The sequence below is a fragment of the Chloracidobacterium sp. D genome, from assembly GCF_018304685.1.
Taxonomy (GTDB): Bacteria; Acidobacteriota; Blastocatellia; order Chloracidobacteriales; family Chloracidobacteriaceae; genus Chloracidobacterium; species Chloracidobacterium thermophilum.
On the sequence record NZ_CP072634.1, the window covers coordinates 1,713,536 to 1,730,996 of the forward strand.

The 17,461-nt window shown below is 60.5% G+C and carries 14 protein-coding genes; 11 read left to right on the forward strand and 3 right to left on the reverse strand.

The genetic code is table 11. The annotated features are described in order from the left end of the window. The first annotated feature begins 227 nt into the window (after positions 1-227). Positions 228-1,055, forward strand: a complete 828-nt coding sequence (locus tag J8C01_RS07110; RefSeq protein WP_014099952.1) for a glycosyltransferase family 2 protein — start codon at positions 228-230, stop codon at positions 1,053-1,055. Here J8C01_RS07110 and J8C01_RS07115 read toward each other — a convergent pair. Then, the gene (locus tag J8C01_RS07115; RefSeq protein ID WP_211431468.1) at positions 1,049-2,494 is read right to left on the reverse strand and encodes an APC family permease; all 1,446 of its coding nucleotides are present in this window, start codon (positions 2,492-2,494) and stop codon (positions 1,049-1,051) included. The genes J8C01_RS07110 and J8C01_RS07115 overlap by 7 nt on opposite strands. 132 nt (positions 2,495-2,626) lie before the next feature. Here J8C01_RS07115 and J8C01_RS07120 point away from each other — a divergent pair, with 132 nt between their 5' ends. From J8C01_RS07120 to J8C01_RS07135, 4 genes are read left to right on the forward strand one after another with little or no spacing between them, the layout of a single operon-like run. Beyond that, positions 2,627-4,582 carry a M1 family metallopeptidase gene (locus tag J8C01_RS07120; RefSeq protein ID WP_211431469.1) on the forward strand — a complete coding sequence of 652 codons (1,956 nt, stop codon included), beginning with the start codon at positions 2,627-2,629 and terminating at the stop codon, positions 4,580-4,582. Then, positions 4,557-5,210: an MXAN_5187 C-terminal domain-containing protein gene (locus J8C01_RS07125; RefSeq protein ID WP_211431470.1), complete on the forward strand. Its 654-nt coding sequence runs from the start codon at positions 4,557-4,559 to the stop codon at positions 5,208-5,210. Before J8C01_RS07120 ends, J8C01_RS07125 begins: the two co-directional genes overlap by 26 nt. A gap of 26 nt (positions 5,211-5,236) precedes the next feature. Continuing rightward, positions 5,237-7,408 (forward strand): bifunctional serine/threonine-protein kinase/formylglycine-generating enzyme family protein, encoded by a 2,172-nt coding sequence (locus tag J8C01_RS07130; RefSeq protein WP_211431471.1) that lies wholly within the window; start codon positions 5,237-5,239, stop codon positions 7,406-7,408. Next, positions 7,405-8,790 carry a PEGA domain-containing protein gene (locus tag J8C01_RS07135; protein WP_211431472.1) on the forward strand — a complete coding sequence of 462 codons (1,386 nt, stop codon included), beginning with the start codon at positions 7,405-7,407 and terminating at the stop codon, positions 8,788-8,790. The genes J8C01_RS07130 and J8C01_RS07135 overlap by 4 nt, the downstream gene beginning before the upstream one ends. 48 nt (positions 8,791-8,838) lie before the next feature. On the opposite strand, the gene J8C01_RS15510 is transcribed toward J8C01_RS07135, so the two are convergent. Both J8C01_RS15510 and J8C01_RS07140 read right to left on the reverse strand, forming a co-directional pair. Next, positions 8,839-8,961 carry a hypothetical protein gene (locus J8C01_RS15510; RefSeq protein ID WP_256443997.1) on the reverse strand — a complete coding sequence of 41 codons (123 nt, stop codon included), beginning with the start codon at positions 8,959-8,961 and terminating at the stop codon, positions 8,839-8,841. Between the two features lie 3 nt (positions 8,962-8,964). Continuing rightward, positions 8,965-10,062, reverse strand: coding sequence for a M48 family metalloprotease (locus J8C01_RS07140; RefSeq protein ID WP_211431473.1), 1,098 nt, complete (start codon positions 10,060-10,062; stop codon positions 8,965-8,967). Between the two features lie 283 nt (positions 10,063-10,345). Here J8C01_RS07140 and J8C01_RS07145 point away from each other — a divergent pair, with 283 nt between their 5' ends. Genes J8C01_RS07145 through J8C01_RS07170 form a run of 6 tightly spaced genes read left to right on the forward strand, consistent with a single transcriptional unit; the run spans position 10,346 to position 17,449 of the window. Then, positions 10,346-11,014, forward strand: coding sequence for a TetR/AcrR family transcriptional regulator (locus tag J8C01_RS07145; RefSeq protein WP_014099959.1), 669 nt, complete (start codon positions 10,346-10,348; stop codon positions 11,012-11,014). A gap of 3 nt (positions 11,015-11,017) precedes the next feature. Continuing rightward, positions 11,018-12,874, forward strand: coding sequence for an AMP-dependent synthetase/ligase (locus J8C01_RS07150; RefSeq protein ID WP_014099960.1), 1,857 nt, complete (start codon positions 11,018-11,020; stop codon positions 12,872-12,874). 60 nt (positions 12,875-12,934) lie between these two features. Continuing rightward, the gene (locus J8C01_RS07155; protein WP_211431474.1) at positions 12,935-15,316 is read left to right on the forward strand and encodes a 3-hydroxyacyl-CoA dehydrogenase/enoyl-CoA hydratase family protein; all 2,382 of its coding nucleotides are present in this window, start codon (positions 12,935-12,937) and stop codon (positions 15,314-15,316) included. A 40-nt stretch (positions 15,317-15,356) separates the two neighbouring features. Then, positions 15,357-15,563, forward strand: coding sequence for a hypothetical protein (locus tag J8C01_RS07160; protein ID WP_211431475.1), 207 nt, complete (start codon positions 15,357-15,359; stop codon positions 15,561-15,563). A 35-nt stretch (positions 15,564-15,598) separates the two neighbouring features. Continuing rightward, positions 15,599-16,789, forward strand: a complete 1,191-nt coding sequence (locus tag J8C01_RS07165) for a thiolase family protein (RefSeq protein ID WP_014099963.1) — start codon at positions 15,599-15,601, stop codon at positions 16,787-16,789. A gap of 27 nt (positions 16,790-16,816) precedes the next feature. Beyond that, on the forward strand, positions 16,817-17,449 hold the full coding sequence (locus J8C01_RS07170; protein WP_014099964.1) for a hypothetical protein: 633 nt from the start codon (positions 16,817-16,819) through the stop codon (positions 17,447-17,449). Positions 17,450-17,461 lie beyond the last annotated feature (12 nt).

Consider the following 17,461-nt stretch of genomic DNA (forward strand, 5'->3'; position numbering starts at 1 on the left):
CGATATGTGGTTTGGGACTGAAACGCCACACGTCAGTGCAAGCTTTCAACTGCCTGATAGGCTTTTCTCAGCAGGTGCAAGTACCCTGCACAGTCGGGCTTGCCGCCTGACGTGGTTTTTTGCGGCTTGCAGAGAGTGCCCGGACAGCATCTCCCGAACCAAAGAGCGCATTGTCCACCGTTTCAGGCTAAAGTCTTTTCTTCAACCTTGCCACGCAACCAACATGGATGCCCACCCTTGCCGTCATCATCATCGCCCGCAATGAAGCCGCCCGGTTGCCGGCGGCGCTGGATTCCGTTGCCTGGGCGGAGGAACGCATCGTCGTTGTGGATACAACGACCACCGATGCCACGGCCGAAGTCGCCACAGCACACGGTGCACGGGTGGCCTGGCATCCCTTCACCGGCTATGCCGCACAGCGCAACTTTGGCGACACCCTGACCACCTGCGACTGGATTTTCTGCCTCGACGCCGACGAACGCGCCACGCCGACGCTGCACAAAGCCATTCACACGGCGCTGCACACACCATCGCCCTGCGTAGCCTTCACCGTCCGGCGGCGCAACCGCTACCTTGGGCAGTGGGTGCGGTACAGCGGCTGGTATCCCGACCGCCAGTTACGGCTCTACCGACGCGGTGCCGGGCAATGGTGCGGTGAATTCATTCACGAGTCCTTCAAGCCAACGGGACCGGTCGGCCACCTCGACGCGGACATCGAGCACGACGCCATCACCTCCCTTGCGGACCACCACGCCAAAATGAACCATTACACCGACCTGGCCGCCCGGGCACTGCTGGCTGCCGGGCAGCGGGTTCCGTTCTGGAAGCTGTTTTTCTGGCCGCCAGCCACCTTTTTCAAAACCTATTTCCTGCGCCTGGGCTGTCTCGACGGCTTTCCGGGCCTGTGCATTGCCTGGTTTGCCGCGCATTACGTGTTTTTGAAGTACGCCAAGGCCCGCGCCCTTGCTGCCGCACCGCCCACGCCGGATAACCCGGCGCTGGAAAACCCGGCACAGACGCCGGAAGACGCCACCCACGCGGACTTGCCTCACTGAACCGGAGCATTGTTGACATGCTGTTCGGTTGTGCGCTGGCGCGTCTGGCGGCGATTGAATCCGTAGAGCGGCAACCCAAGAGCAATGATGCCCAGACCAATCCCGGATGAAACCGGATTGGTCACCAGCGTGTTGACGATGAGCCACCCGGCCACGCCGAGAAACACCAGCGGCACAACGGGATACCCCAGCGTCCGGTAGGGACGCACCACCTGCGGCTGCGTCCGGCGCAACACGAATACTCCAGCCGTGGCGAGGCCGTAAAACACCCAGGACGCAAAGACGACATAATCCGTCAACTGGTCAAACGTGCCGGACACCGCCAAAACGCAGGCCCAGAGTCCCTGCGCCAGCATGGCCCAGGCTGGCACGGCCGCCCGGTTGAGCTGCCCGAAGCGGGCAAAAAACAGGCCGTCCCGCGCCATGGCGTAGGGCACCCGCGCGTTGGTCAGAATAGAGCCGTTGAGCGCACCCAGGCTCGACAGCACGAACGCCACAGACACCAGCCGGGCCCCGCCGTCGCCAAAGAATGTCTGGGCGGCTCTGGTCGCCACCGGCGGCGCTTCCGGGTAGGCCGTGGAGTTGGCCGTGGCAATGGCGCTCATCGGCAGGGCGTAGCAGTACGCCAGGTTGGCCAGGCCATACACCGTCAGCACGATCAGCATGCCGAAGATGAGCGCCCGGGGGATGTTCCGTTCGGGATGCTGCACCTCGCCGGCCGCCATCGGCAGGTTGTTCCAACCATCGAACGCCCACAGCGCCGCCAGCATGGCCGCCCCGAAGGTTGTGACGTTGACTGTTGCCGGCACATCAGAGTCCCAGACGTTGGACCATTTCCCGGTCGGCGAGCCAAGCAGAATACCGCCCACAATGGCGACGATGGCGCCGACCTTGACGGCCGTCAGTACGGATTGCAGCCGCCCCCCAACCACGACACCCAGGCTGTTGAGCAGTGAAAACAACGTGATTGCGCCAATGGCGATGAGCTGGCGCGGCCCGAACTGCCAGGCTATATCAGCCCCGAAAAGGCGGAACGTCGCGGCATACCACGGCCGGCCATAGTCCACGACCCCGCCCAGAAAAATGGCCAATCCCACGCCGTAAATGGCTATCGAACCGGCCGCAGCCACAGCAAACCGCATCCAGCCGTAGAGAAAGGCCAGCCAGTCGCCATAAGCGGCGCGCAGAAACACATACTCGCCGCCAGCGCGTGGCAGCATTGCGCCCAGTTCGGCGTAGGTGAGCGCGCCGGCCAGAGAGAGCAAACCGGCAGCCACCCAGGCGGCCAGCACGGCCAGTGGTGAACCGAGTGCCTGTCCCATCACGGCCGTCTTGAGAAAAACACCCGTTCCGATGATCGTCCCAACGGTCAGCGCCAGCGCGTCGGTCAAGGTCAGTCCACGCCGGAGTTGTGGTTCGTCGGTCGGTACAGAAGCCATAGTTTCAGGGCGGACAGCCCGACGCCGGCGATGAAGCCGCTGCCGGTTGAGCCAGCCTCCGTCAGGGATTACAAAGTTGTGACGACAAAGGTATGGTGTTGCCACCTTATCCCGCTTCCAAAAGAAAGCAACATGTTCCCGGCCCGCCTGACTGCCTGCTCCCTCGCCAGCTTCCTGCTCCTTGGACTCGTGACGCTGTGGCCACTCCGGCCGGTCGCCATGGCCCAACGGGCGGGCCCGGAAGCCCCGCCCGCCCAGTGGACACGCATCAGTGATTTCGATACGCAGCACCTGGCGCTGGACCTGCGTTTCGACTGGCCAACCGAAACCGTCCACGGCACGGCGCGGTTGACGTTCAAGCCTGTCCGGTCGGATTTCCGCCGCCTCACGCTCGATGCCGGGCAGCCGATGACTGTTCTCGAAGTCGCTACGGAAAGCGGTGCAAAGCTGGACTTCCAGCACGACAAAGCGGCCGAAAAACTCACGATTTCGCTCGACCGAGGCTATGGGCGAAGCGATACCGTGACACTGGTCATCACCTATCAGGCCCGGGCGACACCGCCCACCGGCGGACTCTTCGGCGTGTTTGGCACGGGACTGACATTTCTGCGCCCGACCTCGACGGCTTCCAAACGCCGGTATCAAATCTGGTCCCAGGGTGAGACCGAATACAATCGCAACTGGTTTCCCTGTTTTGACTTTCCCAGTGACAAGTTCACCTCGGAAGTCCGCGCCACGGTCGAAACACCCTACACGGTCATCAGCAACGGGCGGCTGGTTTCGGATACAGACAACGGCGACGGTACGCACACCGTCCACTGGCGGATGGAACAGCCGCATGCCAGTTATCTGCTCTCGATTGCCATCGGGCAGTACCGCGTCATCACCAACGAGTACGACGGCATTCCGATGCAATCCTACGTCTATCCTGACCGGTACGCCGACGCCCGGCGCGCCTTCGCCAACCTGCCGCGCATGATGGCGTTTCTTTCGACTGAAACAGGCATCCGCTACCCTTATGCCAAATATGCCCAGACGATGATTGCCGAGTTTGGCGGCGGCATGGAAAACATCACGACGACCCACCTGGCCGATAACCTGCTCCCCCGCGCCCATGAGGAACTCGATAACATCGAAGCCCTGCAGGCTCACGAACTGGCCCACCAGTGGTTCGGCAATCTGGTGACGTGCCGGGACTGGTCGGAAATCTGGCTGAGCGAAGGTTTTGCCACCTATTTCGAGGCGCTCTACATGGGGGAGCGGTTTGGGACGGCCCGGCTGCGGGCCATCCTGGCCGAACACCACGCCACGTATCACCAGGCCTGGAATGAAGGGCGGCGGCGGCCCATGGTCACCCGGCAGTTCGCCCACCCGGACCAACTCTTTGACGCCTACGCCTATTCACGCGGCGCGCTGGTGCTCGACATGCTGCGGTTTGTCGTCGGCGACGAAGCCTGGCGCGAAGGCATCCGGCACTACCTGCAACGGCACCAGTTCGGGAACGTCGAAACCGGCGACTTCCGGCGGGCGATGGAAGAAGCCAGCGGTATGGGGCTTGACTGGTTCTTTGACCAGTGGGTGTACCGCATGGGACATCCGGTGTTTGAAGTCACCCATCGTTACGACGCCGACCGGCGGCAACTTACCGTGAAGGTTTGCCAGGTGCAGAAGCTGGAGCCGGCATCCCGACACGTGCAGACGGAGTATTTCCGCACCCCGGTTGAAGTGGAGATCGTCTCGGCCCAGGGACGCCGGCAGACTGTCCGGTGGTTTGTCGAAGCCCAGGCCGAGCAGGAATTTTCACTCCCGCTTGACGCTGCGCCACGGGCGGTTCGCTTTGATCCGCAGCACCGCCTGATTCGGGAAGTCATTGGTGAAACAACGCCGACCGGACAGCTTCGGGAAACTGCGGGCACCGGATGGTGGGACTGCCAGCACCGGCACCAGCACTCGCCTCAGACGGGGCTTTCGGCCAGGCCCGTGACACATCGGCGATGCAATCCGCTGCTGAGTCGTGTAGTCTTTCCCCACAGGCATTCCCAGCACTGCGAGGACGAGGGCCATGAGCGAACCGACTTCACTCGATGAGCAGCTCAGTCAGCTCGAAACCGAAATCCGCCGTCTCAAAATCGAGTTTGACATCTTTTTCAACGGGGGACGGGAGCGCCCGCCTTACGACACGAAATACCGCATTGACAAGATGGTCAAGAAAATTGAGGAAAACCGGTCACTGCGTTTTCAGCAGCGGTTTCGCTTCAATCAAATCCTGGCGCGTCTGTCAGCTTTTCAGCGGCTCTGGGACCGCACCGTGAAAGACCGGGAAGAAGGACGTGACCTGCGTACGCAGTATCTGGTGAACTTCCGTGAAAACGAGGAGCGCCGCCGCGAAGAGTTCAGCGAAGCCATTGACGAACTCGATGTGGATGCCGTGTTCAGTGATTTCAGAAACAACCCGCTGCCGCCACGTTTTGAACCCACTACGGTACAGATTGGCCGCAACGTGTCGCAGGAACAGCAGGAATCCAACATCCGCAAGCTTTACGAAAGTCTCCAGCACGCCAAGCGCACGGTGGGTGAGCCGATCACCACGAGTTATGAGCAGTTCCGGCAGGTCATTGTCCAGAACACCCAGAAACTGTGCGCCGAACGCCAGACGGATCAAGTGCACTTCACCGTGGACATCGTTGACGGCAAAGTGAAGTTCAAAGCCAAATAACTCCTTTTCTCTGCAACACGGCACCCATGGCCAAGCAACCTGAGTTGACATCCGATGCCATCGAGCAAACCCGCCTTGCGGCATCAGCCGGCGCTCTGACGGGGGAGCTGACTGACCAAACCCAGATCTCCGCCGCAGAGACCGCTGCCAAGGCGGAAACCGGCCCGGTGGTGGAACAGACCATCCAGCTTGGTACAGGGCCGGTGAACCAGCGGGAGGTCGCACGGGAAACGGCCCGGGTTCAGTCCCCTCCCACCCAACCCGTTGGCATGGAGACAACCTCTCCTCCAAGACAACGTCCGGTCGAAGGGCTGGCTATCGGGCAACGCTTCCAGGGCAAGTACGAAATCCTCCGGCTGCTTGGCGTCGGCGGCATGGGGCGGGTCTATAAGGCACGTCACTGCGAACTCGATACGCTTGTCGCCATCAAAATCATGGTCGGCAGCCTGTCGAGTGACCGTGAAGCCATCGAGCGTTTCAAGCGTGAGGCCCGGGCAATGGCGCGCGTCCAGCATCCCAATGCCGTACGGGTGCTCGATTCCGGCGTCGAGCAGGGGGATTGCTACCTCATCATGGAGTTCCTCGAAGGCGAAACGCTCCGGGAACGCATGACGCGCCTGCGCCAGCAGGGCACATCCCCTTCGCTGGAAACCATCATCCGCTACGCCGAACAGGTTTTTGCCGTGCTGGAGTTCATGCACCGGCAAAACATCACGCACCGCGACCTCAAACCCGACAACATCTTTCTGGCCCGCACGCCTGACGGAGAAGAAATCGTCAAGGTGCTCGACTTCGGGATTGCCAAAATCCAGACCGCAACCGTGGTCGGCATGACGACCGAGGGTACGATGATGGGCACACCGCGCTACATGTCCCCGGAACAGTGCCGTGGGGCGGCCATTGACGGACGTGCGGACATCTACTCCATGGGCGTCGTGCTCTACGAAATGCTGGCTGGTCAACCACCCTTCGACGGCGACACGGCCATTGCCGTCGCCCTCAAACACGTCAATGAGCCGCCACCCCCACTGCGGGAACTCAACCCCAACGTCCCGGAAGAAGTGGCCGCCGTCATCCACCGCGCCCTTGAAAAATCGCCCAGTCAACGTTTCCGCACGGCGCAGGAATTTTCGCAGGCGCTTCTGAAAGCCGCCGGCCTGACACCGGTGCAGCCGGGATTACCGGCGGCCGTCGCTCCTTCCAGTGGGATTCCCAGCGAGGACGTGCCCACGCTGAAGCGACCGGCCGACAGCGGGGACACGCGCCCCTACGGCAGCGGTCTGCCGCTGGACGAAGGTGCGGCCAAGCGGCCCAACTGGTTCCTTGCCGCCGCCGCCGGCATCATTGTCTTGGGACTGATCGTTGTCGGTGTACAACTGTCTTGGCAATCTGTGTCCCAGCCGGCTTCACCTGTTACATCCCCGTCCCCAAGTGCCCCGGCAGCGCCCAAGGTGCTGGAAAACTTCATCCTCATTCCGGCGGGAACCTTCACCATGGGGCGCGATGCCGGCCCGGACGATTTCACCTCCGACAAGCGCGTGCCGGCGGATGAAACCCCTGCCCACCAGGTCACGGTCCCGGCTTTTTATCTGGCGAAGTATGAGACGACCAATGCCGAGTACAAACGCTTTGTTGCAGCAACGGGCCACCGGGCACCGCGAAGCTGGAAGCAGGGCAACTATCCGCCCGGACAGGACGATTTCCCAGTCACAGATATCTCCTGGCAGGACGCGGTAGCCTACTGCGACTGGCTTACGAAGACGAACGGCGAAGGCATTACCTTCCGCCTGCCTACTGAAGCTGAATGGGAATACGCCGCACGTGGCACAGACGGGCGTCTTTTCCCGTGGGGCAGCTTCTGGCGCGATGGCACCGCCAACACCCGGCAGGCGAAAGGCACCAACGAGGTACTGCTGCTGCCAGTCAATGTCGAGCCGAACAACACCCGCGACAAAAGCGCCTTTGGCGTCTTTGGCATGGGGGGCAACGTGTGTGAGTGGACGGCATCCGATTTCGCGCCGTATCCCGGCAGCCCCTACCGCCCGACCGGGCGTGATCTTGAATGCAAGGTGTATCGCGGCGGCCACTTTGCCTCACCGCTCAGCGATGCCCTCGCCTCCAGCCGCAAATGGACCTTGCCCGACAAAACCCAGGAATTCCTTGGCTTTCGTGTCGCCGCTACCCCGGCGCAACCATGAGGTTGAAAACCGTCACTCACCTTCTGCATTCCCTGCTCGCATTGCTCACCGTTCTGGCCGTCAGCGGCCCGTCTGCAATGGCCCAGAAAGAAGCCGGTGTCATCGTCGAGAAAAAAGTCAGGACGGCGAACTATCGCCCCCCTTCCGTCGGGTCGCTCATGGTCGCCAGCAACACCCCAACGGGCGAAGTACTGCTCAACGGCCAGCCCAGCGGACAGTTGACCGATGCCAGGTTCATGAAGCGGCTCAATCCGGGACGTTATCGGCTTGAAGTCCGTGCCGCCGACTACCTGCCCTTCTCCCGCGAAGTCACCATCACGGCCGGACGCGCGGAAGCCGTCATTGCCGAACTCAAACCCAACTTCGCCACCCTTTCCCTGCCAAACCTGCGCCTGCGCCCAACGCCCAAGCCGGCCGTTTTCGTGGACGGCCAACCCCTGGACGAAGGACGGTGGCGGTTGGACGGCCAGCGGCTGGAAGCACGCATCAGCCCACCGGGCACACGCACCATCCTGGTCAGGCAGGGAACGCGCGTCGTCTATCGGGGAACCCTCAAACTGGAAGCGGCTGCAGCCAAGGTTGAAGTCGCCGAACCGCCGAAAGCCATCCTCCGCATTGAGTCGCTACCTACGGCCCGCGTCTATGCCGACGACGTGTACTGCGGAGATGTTTCAGCCGACGGCACGCTGGTGATTGACCAGCTTTCACCCGATGAAACCCACCGGCTGCGCATCGAGGCCGAACGCTACCGGACGTTTGAAACCGACCTCACCGTGACAACCGAGCAACCGACCCTGCTGCGCGCCCGCCTGGAAGCCATCATCGAGTTTGCAGACAACTTCACCAACCTCTACAAGTGGGACGCCCCGCCCGGTTGGGCCGTGGAAAACCAGCTTCTGCGTGTCAGTGGCCCGGCATTTGCCGTCGGATTGCCCAAGGATGTTGGTTTTCGCGGCTGTGAAATCAACTTCGACCTGCGGGTGGCCCAGGGCGGGCGGGCTGCCTGGATCGTACGTGGGCGCGACGAACGCAACGGCTACCTGTTCATCCTGGAGGCCCCAACGCCCACGACGAGCCGGCTCGACACCTATCTCTATCGCGACGGCGCTATCGGGACGCCGGTGCAAAGCGACCCCCTGCCGCTGCGCTTCGAGGCGCGCAAGTGGAACCGCATTCGCATCGTCGCCCACGACAACAAAATCAGCCACCTCATCACCCCCAGTGACAGCCCTGACGAAATCTCAGTGGCGCTGTTCCAGGACCGCGACAAGCTCTTTCCCTACGGTGCGCCGGGCTTTGTTTCCCTGCCGGACGCGACGTTCTATGTCGGCGGTTTTGTCGTCTGCCCGGAGGGAGCCAACTGTCGCCCCGAAATCAGGTAGCCAGTGCATCCACCAGGCTGTCTCCCCTGGGCAGGCTGTCCCCTGTTGTCATATCCAGGAGGGCGGCAGAAACCACAGATGTGGTTTCCCAACGTGACAGTGCAGCGCCCGTGCGATGAGATTGCCCCAGGGCATCGAAAGCCAGAAGGTCAGGCGTGGCAACGGCAACATGTCTCATTGACCTCCATTCTTCCCGGAGTGGGCCGTGGCGATGTGGGCCAGGCGGGTATCCAGACTCGGTAGCGGGTGAAACACCTGCTGCTTGCGACCGGTGATGTCCGGCTGGGCGCGATTGATTTCTGCCAGTGCGATCAGGGTGTCGCGCAACACCTGTGGATCACCACCCTGGGCAAGGTAAAAGTGGTCTGCCGCCAGAACGCTGCGCCGTCCCAGAGCCGGCAGGACAAACAGGCCGGCAAAGTTCCACCACGTCATGCCAACGGCCAGTGTCAGCAGGTCAGCCAGTCCGCCATTCAGCCCGAAGTTGGTTAGTGCAGCCACAACGGCCAGCCCGGCAGCGAGCCACAGGCTGGACACCAGAACGCCCAGCGTACGGTGTCCCGTCTGAAGATGCCCCACTTCACGCACGAGCAGGCAGGCCACCTGCTCCGGGCGCAGCTTGTCAAGCGTCGTCTGGCTTATCCACAACTGCGTCGTTGGCCCCCAGCCGACCAGGCCGCCATTGACGGCTTCATCCGCATCACCGGTGAAGACCACCAGTTTGGGTAGCTTTGAGCGTAGCGCAGGCGGCACCGCGTCAACGACCGGCGGCGCGTCAAAGGGCTTCCGGCGCACCACCGGCGGCAGCAGGAAAGGCTGGAGCAGGGCCAGCACCAGAGAGACGCCGGCCACCAACCCGGCCGCCGCCAGCCACCACCAGCCGGGCAGCCACTGATGCAACTGCCACAGGGCGGTCAGGCCGAGCACGAACATAACGCCCTGTCCGGTCACGCCGGTCAGATAAGCCATCAGCCAGTGACGCAACGTGCGCTGCGTCATGGCGAAACTGCGTTCTGCTGCCCAGCCGGTCAAAAGCTCCAGCGGTGCGTTGACGGCGGCGTACAGGACATAAAAGGCCGCCAACCCCAGCACAATCCTCCCGACCGAAGGCTGGGCCTCGATACCCAACGCACGGGACAGGGCAACGTGTCCCCCGGCCAGGATGAACACCGTGAAAAACATCAGATTCCAGCCAATTGCGCCAATTCCGCTCCAGAGACGAAAGTCCTGGTAGGCGCGGCCTGCCGTCAGCAAAGCGGTTTGATTCGTCATACGTCGTGGTGTTGCGAGGGGCAACCGGAGTAGCGCCCGGAGGGAGTCTGTGATGGTGATGCGCCAGTGAGCGGGACGCAACCCGTCTTTCCCGTCCGGTTTCCTGTCCGGCAACCCGGCCGTCCGCGCCGGGCAGGGGCAGGCGAGAAGACAGATTTTTCCGTTGCATCCCGGCGTCGTTCGGCCTAATGTTCTGAATGATGGTTCATTCAGTGCATCAATCCGGTGCACGCCTTTTGTCCCACCAAACCTTGTCCCTGTTTCTGGAAAGGCGACTCCACCTATGGCGCGACTCGTGGCCAGCCGTACCGCCGACAAGCCTCCGGCCCCGGCTTCGCGGGGCGAAAACGGCAAGCATGACACGATTTTACGCGCGGCCGTCACGGTCTTTGCACGCAATGGCTATTTCAACTCGAAAGTGTCAGACGTGGCACGGGAAGCTGGCGTGGCGGATGGGACGGTCTATCTGTACTTCAAAAACAAGGACGACCTGCTGTTTTCCATCATCACGGAAATGCTGGATTCGTTCATCGTCCACGTCCGAACGGCGATTGCGCCTCTGAGCAGCCCACTGGCCCAACTGCGCGAAATTGCACGCCTGCACCTCGAAATGCTTGGCCGTGACCGCGACCTCGCCGTGGTGTTTGAAGTCGAAATCCGGCACTCGACGAAGTTCATGGAGGAGTTTTCGACCAAAAAACTGAGCGAATACCTTGACCTTATCCAGCAGGTCATTGAAGCCGGCCAGCGGGCCGGCGAGTTTCGTCCTGACATCAACCCGCGCATCGCCACCAAGGTCTTTTTCGGTGCGCTCGACGAAATGGTGACGAACTGGATTCTAAGTCGTCGCGGCAAGCCCCTGGCGGCAGCCGTCGAGCCGGTTCTGGACATCCTGCTGCATGGTTTTGTGCCCCATCCGGCGTCTGTTACCGCATCACCGACCAAGGAGTAGCCTATGGCTTACGGAACGTCCCCTGCCGTTGCCAAAGTCCCGACGACCCTGTGTGAAGCCTATGCTGCAGCCATCCGCAACCATGCCAAAGACGATGCCTTTGCCTACAAACACGCCGGGCAGTGGGTCAAGGTCTCGCACGCGGCCTTTGCCGAGCGCGTCCGTAAGGCGCGTGCCGGTTTCCTGGCGCTGGGCATTCGACGTGGCGACCGGGTAGGGCTGCTTTCTGAAAATCGTCTTGAATGGACGATTACTGACGTGGCACTGCTGAGCTGTGGCGCAGTGGATGTACCGATTTACGCCACCTCGACCGGCAGCCAGATTGCCTACATCATCAACGATGCCGGCGCGGAAGCCTTGGTGCTGTCGAACCAGAAACAGTTCGACAAGGTGGCGGCCGCTATCGGCGAGATGCCCCAACTGAAGTTCATCGTGACGTTCGACCCGATCAACGTCACGGCTCCGCTGCCGTCGCGGGTGAAAGTCCTCACCTTTGAAGAACTGGCGCAGCTTGGCGACCGTGGCAGCGTGGGTGACTTCCTTGATGAAATGGTCCGTGCGGCCAGTCCTGAAGACCTGGCCACGCTTATCTACACCTCTGGGACAACGGGCGACCCCAAAGGCGTCATGCTCACCCACGACAACCTGACGTTCAACCTCGTCGCCAATGTCGAACGGCTGACTGACCTGGGACCCGAAGATACCGCCCTGTCTTATCTGCCGCTTTCCCACGTCTATGAGCGGACGGTCATGAACGTTTTTGTGTATTCGGGTGTCTCAGTGTATTTCGCCGAAAGCGTGGACACTGTAGCTCAGAACCTCATGGAAGTGCAGCCGACAGTCATGACGAGCGTCCCCCGTATCTTTGAGAAAATTCTGGCCAGGATTGAAGAAGAAGGACGCAAGGCCGGCGGACTGAAAACCAAACTGTTCACCTGGGCAATGGAAACCGGCCGGGAATACTCGCGGGCCCTGCACCGGGGGAATGTCCCCCCGATGCTTTCGCTTCAGTATGACATTGCCTATGCCTTGGTTCTTTCCAAAATCAGAAATAAGATTGCTCCGCGTATCAAGTTTTTTTCTTCCGGGGGAGCTGCTCTGGCCGAAGATGTTATGCATGCCTTTTCCGGCATGGGACTCACCATCCTGCAGGGCTATGGACTGACAGAGACTTCGCCGGTGATTACCTCCAACACGAAACATGAAAACCGGCCCGGCACCGTGGGCAAACCCCTCCGTGGCGTCGAGATCAAAATCGCCCCGGACGGTGAGATTCTCACCCGCGGCCGGCACGTCATGCGTGGCTACTACAACAAGCCGGACAAGACCGCCGAAGTGCTCACCCCGGATGGCTGGTTTCACACGGGCGACATCGGCGAAATTGATGCCGACGGCTTCCTGCGTATCACTGACCGTAAAAAAGACCTGTTCAAAACGTCGGGTGGCAAATACATCGCCCCGCAACCGATTGAAAATGCTCTGGTGACCTCCCCCCATATCACCCAGGCGGTAGTGGTTGGCAATGGACGCAAGTTTCCCGGAGCTTTGATTGTGCCAACCCCTTCCAGTGTTCAAAACCTGGCCCGTGAGTTGGGACTCACCAATGCCAGTTATGCCGAACTGCTCAAGCATCCCAAGATTCTTGATTTCTACCGTCAGGAAGTGGCACGTCTGACGCCACACCTTGCCCAGTGGGAGAAAATCAAAAACATTGCCCTGCTCGAAAACGAACTGACTATTGAAGGCGGCGAACTGACGCCGACACTCAAAGTCAAACGACGTGTCGTGGATGAAAAATACAAGGCTGAAATTGATGCCATCTACGACGAAAAGAACCTGGCCTCGGCCAACCAAAGCTAGTGAGTCCTGCACTGGCTCACGCCGTGGTGATGACATTTCGATGACAAAGGACGTGTGACTATGGCTCGCAAAATGGAAAAGGCAGCGGTACTTGGCGCTGGTGTGATGGGTGCCCAGATTGCCGCCCACCTGGCCAACGCCGGTATCCCCGTGGTTTTGCTGGACATCATTCCGCCGGACACCCCGGCGGAAGCAGATGCCACAGCGCGCAGCCGCCTTGCGCTCTCGGCGCTCGAAAAGCTGCACAAGATGAAACCGGCGCCCTTTTTCCTGGCCGGCCATGCGGCCCGAATCCGGGCTGGCAACTTTGAAGATCACCTGGAATGGCTCCGGGATGCCGACTGGATCATCGAGGCCGTCACCGAAAACCTCGCCATCAAACGGGCGCTCTACGAAAAAATCGAACCGTTCCGCAAGCCCGGCAGCCTTATCACCTCAAACACGTCCGGGATTCCCATTGCCTCGCTGGCCGAAGGCCGTTCGGAAGACTTCCGGCGAAACTTTCTGGGCACGCACTTCTTCAACCCGCCGCGCTACATGTACCTTGTCGAGCTGATCCGAACGCCTGACACCGACCCGGAAGCGTCCTGCTTTGCGTCCAAGCTCTGCGATGAGCTGCTCGGCAAAGGCATTGTCTATGCCAACGACCGCCCCAACTTCATTGCCAACCGCATTGGGATTTACGGCTTCATGCGGACGATTCAGGTCATGATGGAAATGGGGCTTTCCATCACCGAAGTGGACAAGATGACCGGCCCGGCCATCGGGCGTCCGAACAGCGCCACGTTTCGTACCGGCGACCTGTCCGGTCTGGATACCACGGTGGCTGTGGCCCAAACCGTTTACGAAAGCATCCCGGAAGATGAGTGCCGAGCGCTGTTCGTTCCACCCGACTTCATCCGCCAGATGGTTGAGCGGCGCTGGGTTGGCGACAAAGCCGGACAGGGCTTCTACAAACGGGTGCAAACCGAAGCCGGACGTGAGATATACGAACTGGATTACCGGACGATGGAGTACCGCCCCCAGCCGAAGGTCAACTTCCCTTCCCTGGAGGAAGCCAAACGCATCAGCGATCCCCGTGAACGGCTGCGGTTCCTCATCAATGGCAAAGATACGGTCGGGCAGTTCCTGTGGTCGGTCATTGGAGATGCCCTGGTGTACACCGCCAATCGCATCCCCGAAATCACCGACGATCTCGTGCAGGTGGACCGCGCGATGAGGTGGGGCTACAACTGGGAACTGGGGCCGTTTGAGACCTGGGATGCCTTGGGTGTTGCGGAAACGGTCAAGCGCCTGGAAGCTGATGGCAAGCCGATTCCGCCTCTGGTCACCGACCTTCTCTCCAGCGGCAAGACCAGCTTTTATGACAAGGAGGGGACACAAACGGTCGTTTTTGTCCCGGCCAAAAAGACTCACGAACCGGTTGGCGACCGGGTGGGTGTGATCCTGCTCAAGTCGGTCAAGGAACGGACCGGTGTCATCAGGAAAAATGCTGGTGCTTCACTCATTGATCTGGGTGACGGTGTGGCCTGTCTTGAGTTTCACACCAAGATGAATGCGCTTGGGACCGACACCATCCAGATGATCCAGTTCGCCATCAAGGAAGTCGCGCAGAACTTCGTCGGATTGGTTGTCGGCAACCAGGGCGAGAACTTCAGCGCCGGCGCCAATTTGATGATGATGCTGATGGGTGCCCAGGAAGGCGAATGGGATGAACTCAACCACGCCATTCGGACATTCCAGAACACCGTCATGTCCCTGCGCTACTCGCCCAAGCCAACGGTCGTAGCGCCATTTGGGCTGACGCTGGGGGGCGGCTGCGAAATGACCCTGCACGGCGACCGGGTTCGGGCGGCGGCGGAAAGCTACATCGGGCTGGTTGAAGTCGGCGTCGGCCTTCTGCCAGCCGGCGGCGGCACAAAGGAGATGCTGGTCCGCTGCGCTGACCGCGCCCGTGGGACGGAAGCTGACCTCATGGTATTCGTCAAAGAAGCCTTTCAGAACATCATGCTGGCGAAAACCTCAACCAGCGCCGAAGAAGCCCGCGAACTGGGCTATCTGCGGCCGACCGACGGCATCACCATGAACCGTGACCGTCTCATTGCCGACGCCAAGCAAACTGTTCTGGCGCTGGCGCTCGAAGGCTACCGGCAACCGGCGATGCGCACCGACATCCCTGCGCTGGGGGAGTCGGGGCTGGCGGTGCTCAAGTTGGGGCTGCACCAGATGCTCCGCGCTGGCTATGCCACCGAACACGATGTGCTCATTGGAACCAAAGTCGCCAAAGTGCTGACCGGTGGTGATTTGAACCATCCCAGCACAGTTTCGGAGCAGGACCTGCTCGATCTGGAACGGGAAGGATTCCTGAGCCTCTTGGGTGAACGCAAAACCCAGGAACGTATCCAGCACACACTCAAAACCGGTAAACCACTGCGTAACTAGGCAGTGTCCAGACAACACCTGCTTACCCTGTGGAGGACGTATGGCCCGCACGCCTGAAGAAATCGTCAAGCGTTACAAGGAAGCCAACATCTGGCTGCGCCACTGGAAACAACAAATTGGACTTGCCAAAGATGAAGAGCAACGGGAGATGTTTACGCAGTACTACGAAGAGCGCGTCCAGGAAATTGCGGCGCTCGAAGAACCCTACCGCGCGGCACTGAAGATACTCAACCAACAGGAGAGCTGAACGCTGAACCGCAGTTTTTTCCGAGGTGTTACTTTATGAAGGAAGCCGTCATTGTTTCTGCCGTCCGCACGGCGGTCGGAAAAGCCAAAAAAGGCGCTCTGGCGCACGTTCGTCCTGATGATTTTGGTGCCGTGGCCATTCGCGCGGCAGTCGAACGGGCATCCCCGCTCGACCCGGCTGCCATTGACGACGTCTTCTTTGGTTGTGCCATGCCGGAAGCCGAACAGGGCATGAACGTGGCCCGAATCGCGGCCCTGCGCGCCGGCCTGCCGGTTTCAGTCAGTGCGGTGACGGTCAACCGCTTTTGTGCCTCCGGTTTGCAGACGATTGCGTTTGCTGCCGACCGCATCCGGGCTGGGGGAGCTGAAGTTATTGTTGCGGGCGGCACGGAGAGCATGTCGCTGGTTCCGATGACCGGTAACAAACTGTCCCCCAACCCAACTCTGGTGGACACCTACCCTGATGTGTACCTGAGCATGGGGCTGACGGCGGAAATGGTAGCCCGCAAGTACGACATCTCCCGTGAAGAGGCCGATGCGTTTGCGTATCGCAGTCACCAGCGCGCCCTTGCTGCTCAGCAGGCCGGGAAATTTCAGCCGGAAATTGCGCCAGTGACGGTCATCCGCAAGGACCGGGACGCCCGTGGAAAAACCATCACGACCGAGCGGGTGTTTGATGTAGATGAAGGTCCCCGCCCGGACACGACGCTTGAAGCTCTGGCCAAGCTCAAACCGGCCTTTCACGTTGCCGGCCAGGTGACAGCCGGCAATGCCTCGCAAACCAGCGATGGTGCGGCGGCTGTCGTGGTGATGTCGGAGACCAAAGCTCAGGAATTGGGGCTTAAACCTCTTGCCCGCTTCGTGGCCTTTGCCACGGGCGGCGTAGCTCCCGAAATCATGGGCATTGGCCCCGTGGAAGCCATCCCTAAAGCCCTCAAGCAGGCCGGGCTGACGCTTGATGCCATCAAGCTCATCGAACTCAATGAAGCCTTTGCTGCACAATCGCTGGCGGTCATGAAAGTGCTGGAACTCGACCCCGAACGGGTCAACATCAACGGTGGTGCGATTGCTCTGGGGCATCCACTTGGCTGCACCGGTGCCAAGCTGACCACTTCACTTATCTATGAACTGCGTCGCCAGGGTGGGGGCTATGGGATGGTCACGATGTGCGTCGGTGGTGGCATGGGTGCTGCCGGTATTTTCGAGGTCTTTGCCGAAGCCGCATAAACCAAAATGTACCAAGGAGTTGCTCTGATGATGCGTCACCTCTGGTGCGGGATTCTGTTGGTGACCCTGTGGTTGGCCGGGACGGCAGCCGGAACACACACAGCTTGTGCGCAGGAAAAAACCGAGCCAAACGCCCGTGCAGCTTCACCACCAGAAGTCGTCAGCGAGGTACTTGGCATTCGTTTCACCAAACCGGACCGGCTGTGGACAGTTCTCAATGAAGAAGATTCAAGTCTCCCCAAGCTGGTCTGCCTGGCCGAGGAAAGCGATACCTGGTCGCCGCGTTTTGCCGTCTTGGCGCTTCCAAGCATTATCATGCCGAATGGTATGGAGGCGCGCCTGCGACAGGTGAAAATAAGTTACGCCGACAATCGCCGCCTTGCTCAATCCCAAGATACAGCCGACATTGCTGCGTCCCAGCTTCGCATTCTCAAATTTGAGAAGACAACATTTGCCGGCAGAGATGCGATGCTCTTTGTTTACGAAATCAGTGGGGAGAAGAATTACCGCACTGTTGAGTATGGCTTTTCCTATCAGAATAACTTTTACATTGTCCAGGCAGCAGCTCCGACTGAACTCTGGGAAAAGCCGGAGGGTGCAGCAATGTTTGACCGCTCTTTCAAGAGCTTTTCTTTTTTGAAGTCTTCATCCCGTAAATAGGCGTTGCTCCTC